The sequence below is a fragment of the Promicromonospora kroppenstedtii DSM 19349 genome (assembly GCF_000515355.1).
GTDB classification, from domain to species: Bacteria; Actinomycetota; Actinomycetes; order Actinomycetales; family Cellulomonadaceae; genus Promicromonospora; species Promicromonospora kroppenstedtii.
In genome coordinates, this window is sequence record NZ_KI911624.1 from 25306 (window position 1) to 29157 (window position 3852).

General features: G+C 73.3%; 5 protein-coding genes. 2 read left to right on the forward strand and 3 right to left on the reverse strand.

Translation table 11 applies throughout. The features are described from left to right. The coding region (locus tag PROKR_RS05530; protein ID WP_036960378.1) for an FCD domain-containing protein at positions 1 to 392 on the forward strand (392 nt) is incomplete at its 5' end. On the opposite strand, the gene PROKR_RS05535 is transcribed toward PROKR_RS05530, so the two are convergent. Then, a complete protein-coding gene (locus PROKR_RS05535) occupies positions 383 to 847 on the reverse strand; it encodes a VOC family protein (protein ID WP_036960381.1) in 465 nt (154 codons plus the stop codon). The genes PROKR_RS05530 and PROKR_RS05535 overlap by 10 nt on opposite strands. Before the next feature lie 171 nt (positions 848 to 1018). On the opposite strand from PROKR_RS05535, the gene PROKR_RS05540 reads away from it, so the two are divergent. After that, positions 1019 to 1798 (forward strand): TetR/AcrR family transcriptional regulator, encoded by a 780-nt coding sequence (locus PROKR_RS05540; protein WP_036960384.1) that lies wholly within the window; start codon positions 1019 to 1021, stop codon positions 1796 to 1798. Positions 1799 to 1819: 21 nt separating this feature from the next. Here the strand turns inward: PROKR_RS05540 and PROKR_RS05545 are convergent, their stop codons facing one another. Next, a complete protein-coding gene (locus PROKR_RS05545) occupies positions 1820 to 2497 on the reverse strand; it encodes a TetR/AcrR family transcriptional regulator (RefSeq protein ID WP_211240036.1) in 678 nt (225 codons plus the stop codon). Between the two features lie 252 nt (positions 2498 to 2749). After that, positions 2750 to 3763, reverse strand: a complete 1014-nt coding sequence (locus tag PROKR_RS05550) for a zinc-dependent alcohol dehydrogenase family protein (protein WP_036960387.1) — start codon at positions 3761 to 3763, stop codon at positions 2750 to 2752. Positions 3764 to 3852: the final 89 nt, after the last annotated feature.

Genomic DNA, 3852 nt, shown 5'->3' on the forward strand with positions numbered 1-3852 from the left:
CCCGCGGCGCGACGGCGGCGGTCCGCGACGAGCTCGTCGCCACCGCCAGCCAGATGCGCAAGCTCGGCGAGGCCGGCGAGGGCGACGGTGCGGAATTCCTGGCGCTCGACATCCGGATGCACGAGCTCCTCATGCGCTCCAGCGGCAACGAGCTGTTCAGCGCGCTCGCCGACGTCGTCGCCGTCGTCATCTCCGGGCGGATCCACCTGGGTCTGATGCCCGCCTACCCCGTGCCGGAGGCGCTCGAGGCGCACGAGGCGGTGGCGCGCGCCGTCGCCGCGGGCGACGCCGAGGCTGCCGAGGAGGCGATGGCGCGCATCGTGCGTGAGGTGCGCGGCGCGCTCGACGACGACCCGGCGCCGGACCGGCCGGCCCTGCGCGCTCAGGCCTGAGCGCCGAACCAGCTCTCCTGTGCGGCGTCCAGTCCCGAGGCGGCGTCCCAGTCCTTGAGGGGCTGGGAGAACTCCCACTGGTACCCGAACGGGTCCACGCACTCGAAGACGCGGTCGCCCCACGCCTCGTCGGCCGGCTCGGACGTGATGGTGCACCCCGCCGAGCGGCAGTAGTCATAGCTCGCGGCCAGGTCGTCCACACCCAACCCGACAGCGACGCCGAGGCCGCGGGGGCCGCCCTGTGTGAGCCGCTCGCGCTCGGTGTCGGGGAACGGTATGCCGGCCAGTGCGTCCACGATGAGCTGGACCTCCCCGCGCGCGAGGATCGTCATGACCGGGGTGCCGTCAGGGCCGGGGATCGTGCCGACGTCGTCGAATCCGAACCCGCGGTAGAGGCGTGCCGCGGCGACCACGTCGCCGACGCGCAGGCCCACGCGGAATGCTGCTGCAACCACTCGTGCCTCCAGGTGTGATGTGTCCGGTGTCGCCGCATCATTTGGGTACGGCGTACGCAAACTATAGTCGACGTCGGCCGGGTCAGGCCGGGCCGGGCCGGGGCGGAGCCTCGCGCTGCAGGCAGGCGTGACGGCGGACGTCCGGGCGGCACATTCTTGAGGAGGCAGTGCGTGGGAGATTCCGGGGGCGAGCGCGACCGGGTGCGCACGCTGGACCTGCTGTGGGGTACTCGAGCTGCCTCCGGGCTCGGCCGTAAGCCCGGGCTCGGTCTCGACCAGATCGTGGCGGCCGGCGTGGCCGCAGCCGACGACGGGGGCCTCGACGGCCTCTCTATGCGGCGGGTCGCGGACCGGCTCGGGGTCGGCGCCATGTCGCTCTACCGGCACGTGCAGGACAAGGCGGAGCTGCTCGACCTCATGGTCGACCGGGTGCTCGCGGAGGTTCGCTACGACCACGGCGAGGGCGGCACGGGCAGTCCTGGCGGGGACGGCTGGCGCTCGCGGCTAGAGCGGGTCGCACGCGCGAACCGGGCGCTCTACGAGCGGCATCCGTGGCTGCTGGCCCGCTTCGAGAGCCGGCCCCCGCTCGGACCCGGGACGATCGCCAAGTACGACGCCGAGCTGCGCGCCGTCGACGGGATCGGGCTGACCGACGTCGAGATGGACCTCGTGCTGACCCTGGTGCTCGGCTACGTCCGCGACGCCACTGCCGGCCTGGCCGCGTGGCGGTCGCTCCCGGAACGGTCAGGCGAGGGCGACGCGGAGTGGTGGGCGGCGCACGAGCCCCACATGGCACGCGTGCTGGGAGAGCGCTTCGCGTTGGCGGCCCGGGTCGGGGCGGCGGCGACCGCCGGGTACGGCGGCCTGCACGACGCCGAGCGCGCCTGGGAGTTCGGGCTGTCGCGGGTCCTGGACGGAGTCGAGTCCTTCGTCGGGCAGGCCCGGTCGTAGGCCGCGATCCCAGCGGGGCACCTACAGCGCGGCGAGCAACGGCAGCCGGACCGCCGGCGGGAGGGGCGCGACGTCGGGCCGGGCGCTGATCGACTGGATCTGCAGGGCCGCGAACCGGCGCGAGGCGGCCACGGCGCCCTTGCGGGACGAGGCGCGGATGCCGGAGTTCGCCATGATCAGCATGATCAGGTCGTCCAGCACGAAGTCCCGGCGCAGGTCGCCGGTCTTCTTCGCGCGCCGGATGAGCTCGCCGAGCGCACGCAGGGCGCGCGTGCGCTCCTGGGCGAAGTCGACGGCCTGGGGGAACGCGGTGACGAACGCGGCGGTGAACCCACGGTCCACGGCGTGCATGACGCACACCTCCTCGATCACGGTCGTCAGCCCGTGCCAGGGGTCGGGGTCGGCCAGGCCCTGCTCGACGATCGAGGTGCACGTCGCCATCTGCTCGCCGAACGCCTCGGTGACCAGCGCCTCCTTGGTCGGGAAGCGCCGGTAGAGCGTGGCCGGGCCGACGCCGGCGCGCCGGGCCAGCTCCCGCATCGGGACGTCGATGCCCTGTTCTGCGAACGTCTCGCGCGCCACCCGGAGGATGCGCTCCCGGTTGTCGCGCGCGTCCGACCGCAGCTCCCGCGCCGGGTGCGACTCGAGGGCCTCGGGCGGGACGGTCTCGTGGTGTGCGGTGTCCGGGTGCTGGGTCATGTCTCTCGCTTCGCCGAAACGGACGGGGTGTTCCACTCGCGCGATCATCATCGCATCCGGATCTGCGCCGGCCGGGCCGTGGGAAACGACCATGCACTTGCTGCCAGCCGAAGCTTCCGGCTGGCAGCAAGTGCATGGTCGTTACCGCCGGCGCGCGGCGGCCAGTGGCAGAGGTCGTCGGCAGCGACCAGCGGCAGAGGTCGCTGGCAGCGACCAGCGGCAGGGCCCGGCGCCAGCCGCCAGCGCCGTCCGTCAGTTCTGCAGCAGCACCTTGATCGCGCGCCGCTCGTCCATGGCGCGGTAGGCCTCGGCGACCTCCGAGAGCGGCAGGGTCAGGTCGAAGACCTTGCCCGGGTCGATCTCGCGCTTCCACACCAGGTCCAGGAGGTGCGGCAGGTAGGCCCGCACCGGCGCCACGCCACCCCGCAGGCCCTTGTTGCCCCAGAACAGGGAGTCGACGGGCAGGTCGCCGTGCGGCACGCCCACGATGCCGATCATGCCGCCGGGCCGCACCAGCTCCACGGACTGCGCCCGGGCTTCCGCGGTGCCGACGCACTCCAGCACCGCGTCCGCGCCGATGCCCTCGGTCAGCTCCAGCACCTGGGCCAGGCCCTCCTCGCCGCGCTCGGCGATCACGTGGGTGGCGCCGAACTCCCGCGCCACCTTCTGGCGGGACTCGTGCCGGCTCATCGCGATGATCGTCGTTGCGCCGAGCTGGGCGGCGGCCAGCACACCGCTCAGCCCGACGGCGCCGTCGCCTACCACCACGACGCTCGACCCGGGCCCGACGCCGGCGGAGACCGCGGCGTGCCAGCCGGTGCACATCACGTCGGAGAGGCTCAGCAGGCTGGGGATCAGGTCGGCGTCCGGCTCACCGGGGGTCGCGAGCAGGGTGCCGTCGGCGTTCGGGATGCGGATCTTCTCGGCCTGGCAGCCGTCGTAGCCGCCCCCGTGCAGGCAGTTGGCCTGCATGCCCTTGCGGCACACCGCGCAGGTGTTGTCGCTGTGCAGGAACCCGCCGACCACGAAGTCGCCCGGCTTGACGGTGGTCACGGCATCGCCCACCTGCTCGACCACGCCGACGTACTCATGGCCGATCGGCGTCGGCCGCTTGACCTGGGAGACCCCGCGGTACCGCCAGAGGTCCGAGCCGCAGACGCAGGCGGCGACGGTCCGGATGACGGCGTCGGTGGGCTCGATGACGACCGGGTCCGCCCGCTCCTCGAAGCGGACGTCCCCGGCCCCGTGAATGATTGCTCCTCGCATGCCCCCATTCAACACGCGTTGCGCGGATGAGCGTGGCGACGGGTGAGGGCCTGCCCTTACCCCTGCCGGGCGGTCAGCCGCGCGCGACC